This window comes from Halolamina salina, from assembly GCF_042678005.1.
Lineage (GTDB): Archaea > Halobacteriota > Halobacteria > Halobacteriales > Haloferacaceae > Halolamina > Halolamina salina.
Map to the genome: position 1 here is coordinate 37,158 of NZ_JBHUDH010000049.1, position 4,069 is coordinate 41,226.

Sequence of the window (4,069 nt, forward strand, 5' to 3'; positions counted from 1 at the left end):
CGTCGGCGTGCTGGTCTCCCAGTTAGTCCGCCTGCCGCTGATGGCGATCAACCAGTTCATCCCGCCGGTCGCGGCCGCGCTCAACGAGCAGGCGCTGGCCGGCGTGCTCACCGGCAGCACCAACCTCGCGATCTGGATCCTCGACAACGTGCTCACCGTGGGCGGGCTGAACGAGATGATCCGGAGCCGGTTCGCCCTCGAGGGGCCGGCATACGTCGCGATGTGGTTCGGGATCGCCGTCCCGCTGGGCTGGCTGCTCGGCGGCGTGGTCGCGCTGGCGGACGTGATCCGCCCGCAGCAGGATGGGTCGAGCGCCTCCGGCAGCGCCGGCCAGTTCTAAGACTGTTCGAGTTCCGACTCCTCGGCGACGCTCTCCTCCTCGACCTCGTCGGTGACGTGGGACGCCACCCGCACACCGATCAACGAAACGACGATGCCGGCGACGATGAATCCGACCAAGCGCTGGCCCGGCTCGAACGTGATCTCGGTGACCCACAGCGACAGCGTCAGGTTGGGAACGTCCGTCTGCTGTTCGAGGAAGTAGCCCGCGAAGCCGCGGATCACCAGCCCGACCGCGACGACGCCGAAGGGGAGGTTCAACACCGGCGAGGAGAGCCCGTCGTCCCGGATACGTTCGTCGACCAGCCGGCCGGCGGAGGCGGTCAGCGCCGCCAGCGCCAGCCACGGCACCGCGTCGTAGACGAACAGCACGAACTGGATCAGGACCGGCTCGGAGCTGGCCTCCGTCGCCGAGAGCCCGCCGAGGAACGCGCCGACAAGCGCCAGCCCGGCCCCGACGGCGTAGGTGACGACGGACACCTGCCCGGAGTACAGCGCCTCGCGCACCTGTTCGGGCGTGTTCTCCAGCCGGTCGTCGATCGCGAGCCCCTTGTACAGCAGCACCGCGCCGAGCAGCGACGCCAGCCCGGCCATCGCGATCTGTGGCGAGAACTGGATCGCGAGCGCGGGCAGGACGAGCAGGGCGACGCCGAGCGGCACGAGCACCGTCTCGCGCATCTCCTCGTCGCCGAGGAACTGTTTGAGCAGGTAGTACGTCGACTCGATGTCGCGGGCCTGCCGGACGACGACGCGGTCGACGCTGTCGACGCCCACGCGGGACTCGACGATCGGGACCACGCGCTCGTCCTCGGCGCTGTCGACGACGACGATCGCGGAGTCGGGGGCGTAGCGCTCGATCAGCTCGTCGATCTGTCGGGCGATCGCGCGGTCGGCATTCACTCGCGAGTCGGCGCCGCCGGAGACCACCGCGACGGTGGCGTCGTCGCCGCCGTCGGTCAACTCGCGCGTGACACGGAGGGCTTCGAGCAGGCAGTTGACGCTCGCGTCCTCGGGGTCGGCGAGCCCCACGTCGGTCACGAGCGAGCGCACCGCCTCCCAGCCGGCGACGGGCATCGCCGCGCCCGTCTTGGCGCCGACATCGTTCGAGCGGTCCACACAGAGGACCAGCGTGCTCACGGCCGGAGGGACGGGCGCCGCGACGTTAAGCTTCGGGTCGACCCCACGGGATCACGCGAACCCCCGATCGAGGTAGCCGCGATCACGCCCGAAAGCGGAAGTCGAGCCCGCCGTCCTCGCCGGTGACGCGGCTGGCGAGCCCGGCGCCGAAGGCGTACGCGACCGAGCGCGCGCCCATGCCGACGCGGGCGAGCGGGCCGCGCTGCGGTTCGAACTCCTGGACGGAGACCTCCTCCCCGAGCTGCTCCTCGAGGCTGTCGGTCACGTCCTCGCGGGTGCCGATCTCGTCGACGAGGCCCATCTCCGCCGCCTCGGTGCCCAGGTAGATCCGGGCCTCGGTGTCCCGGATCTCGCCCTCGCTCAGCTCCCGGCCCTCGGCGACGCGGTCGACGAAGCGGTCGTACAGCCCGTCGATCAGGCTCTGGAGGTACTCGCGTTCGTCGTCGTCGATCTCCTTCAGCGGCGTGCCGGCGTCCTTGTACTCGCCGGCGGTGAACTGCTCGTAGCTGACTCCCAGCCGGTCGGCGAGGTCGGCGACGTTCGGCCGGGAGCCGATCACGCCGATCGAGCCGACGATCGACGGCTCGCGCGCCCAGATCTCGTCACAGCCCGAGGCGATCCAGTAGCCGCCGCTGGCACACACGTCGGTCGCGTAGGCGATCGTCGGACCGTCGAACCGCTCGACGGCGTTGCGGATGTCCTCGCTCGGGACCACCTCGCCGCCGGGGGTGTTGAGCTTGACCAGCAGCGCGTCGACCGCGGGGTCGTCGTCGGCCCGGTCGATCTGGTCGGCGATCTCGTCGGCGGTCGCGCCCACCGGCCCCGTCGGGATGGGGTTGTTGCCGCCGCCGTCGCGGGTGATCGGCCCCTCGACGCCGACCTCCGCGACGTTGTACGGCGGGAACTGGCTCCCGGCGATACCGGACAACATGCGGACGGCGCCGGCCGCGACGGCGAACGCGAGCAGGATCCCGAGCAGGTCCGCGAGGTCCGCCGCGAACTCGACGAACAGCAGCCACGCCGCCACCAGCGCGACCAGCGTGCCGCCGGCGACGAGGAGGAACCGTCCCAGTCGGTCGTTCGTGTCGGTCATGGGCGCTACTGCGGCGCGGTGCTACAAAAAGGATGGCCGAAACGACGGCGACGGCGTCGCCGCTGGCGGCTCGTCGTGGGGTCGAAAAACGGAAGCGATTCTCCGGAAAGTTACAGCAGGCCGGTCTTCTGCAGCTTCATCAGGTCCTCGGTGTCGAGGGTCTCGCCTTCCTTGAACTTCTGGTAGATCTCCTCGGCCTCTTCCTTCTCCTCTTCCATCTTCTGCTCGCGCTCGTCCTTGCGCTCTTCCTCTTCCTCCTTGTCGAGTTCGCGCAGGCGCTTCTGGACGCGCACGAAGTCCTCGTGGTGGCGGTCGGCCGCCTCCTGGGCCTCGACGAACAGCTCGTGCATCTCGTCGGCCTCGTCGCGGATCTCGTCGGCCTCGCGGTAGGCCTCGATCATCTCGTTGTGGTGCTCCTGGGCCTTGTCCGCCAGCTCCGTGACCTTCTGGTGGTGCTGGCTGGCCTCCGAGCGGACCTCCTCGGCCTTCTCGATCTTCTCCTCGAGCTCGTCGCTCTGGTCGACCTTCTCCTCGCGCTCGGCGAGCTGCTCGCGCTTGTCCTCGATCTTCTCGATGAGTTCGCGCTCCTCCTCGGCGGAGAGCACTTCGGTCTGCTGTTTGAACTCGAGGTCCTCGATCTCCTCGCGGAGCTCCTCGGCGTCCTTGCCGTCGTCGAGTTCGAGGTCCTCCTTCATCTCCTCGACCTCGTCGAACAGCTCGTTCGCGTCGGCGTTGAGCTCGTTTCGCTTCTCCTTGTGCTCCTGAACCTGCTCGTTGAGCTCGTCGCGCTTCTCGCGGTGCTCCTGTGCCTCGTCGACCTTCTCGCGGGTCTCCGCGTTCAGGTCGTCGCGCTTGGAGGCGCGCTCGGAGGCGATCTGGTTCAGGTCGTTCCGTCGATCCCGGAGCTGGCCGGCGAGCTTGATCAGCTCGCCCTTCGAGCCGTTCTCCAGCTTCTCCTCGGGGAGGTCGACGTTGTCTTCTTCACTCAGTGCTTCGATGTCGTACTTCTCGAGTACGTCCTGTTTCGTTACCATGCTAATCGAACCTCTGTACCATCCGCCCTCCGGACACAGCGGACGCTCGTGGGACCGCAGTAAATCGTGGATAAGAGTTCCCGATCATTCTGCGTGCGGTGCCACCAGCGCCGGAGGCGTTCTGGTACCTGAGAGTATGGTAGTAGCGTAGTTAAATTCTTCGGTGGTTCGCGGGTGTAATTGCGTCACACGGCCTCTACCGCCCGTCACGCACTCGCACACCCCCGACAGGTCGGTCCGGCAAACACTTCCCGGGGCGTCGCCGACGGCGACACATGAACGACGCGGACGCGACCGACCGCGGGACGACCCACGTCGAACGGATCACCGCGCAGGGCCACGAGAACGTCACCGGCGAGCACGGGAGCACCGTCGAGGTGACCACCGACGACTGGCTCACCCCCGCCGGCGACTGCATCGTCGGCGTCGAGGCCGACGGGACTCCCGCCGACTTCGACGACGCGTT

Annotated in this window: 4 protein-coding genes and 1 pseudogene; 2 read left to right on the forward strand and 3 right to left on the reverse strand. The window is 68.3% G+C overall.

Translation table 11 applies throughout. The features are described from left to right. Positions 1 to 340, forward strand: a pseudogene (locus tag ACFR9S_RS05855) (hypothetical protein); the annotation flags it as partial. Here the strand turns inward: ACFR9S_RS05855 and ACFR9S_RS05860 are convergent. The 3 genes from ACFR9S_RS05860 to ACFR9S_RS05870 all read right to left on the reverse strand — a co-directional run bounded on the left by ACFR9S_RS05860 (position 337) and on the right by ACFR9S_RS05870 (position 3,603). Further along, positions 337 to 1,476 (reverse strand): DUF373 family protein, encoded by a 1,140-nt coding sequence (locus ACFR9S_RS05860; protein ID WP_379731181.1) that lies wholly within the window; start codon positions 1,474 to 1,476, stop codon positions 337 to 339. The pseudogene ACFR9S_RS05855 and the gene ACFR9S_RS05860 overlap by 4 nt on opposite strands. 82 nt (positions 1,477 to 1,558) lie before the next feature. Beyond that, a complete protein-coding gene (sppA, locus tag ACFR9S_RS05865) occupies positions 1,559 to 2,569 on the reverse strand; it encodes a signal peptide peptidase SppA (RefSeq protein ID WP_379818262.1) in 1,011 nt (336 codons plus the stop codon). 110 nt (positions 2,570 to 2,679) lie between these two features. After that, entirely contained in the window at positions 2,680 to 3,603 is a 924-nt protein-coding gene (locus ACFR9S_RS05870) for a coiled-coil protein (RefSeq protein WP_379731061.1), read from the reverse strand. Positions 3,604 to 3,878: 275 nt separating this feature from the next. Here ACFR9S_RS05870 and ACFR9S_RS05875 point away from each other — a divergent pair. After that, positions 3,879 to 4,069: DUF371 domain-containing protein (locus ACFR9S_RS05875; protein ID WP_379818263.1), on the forward strand; the 191-nt coding region annotated here is incomplete at its 3' end.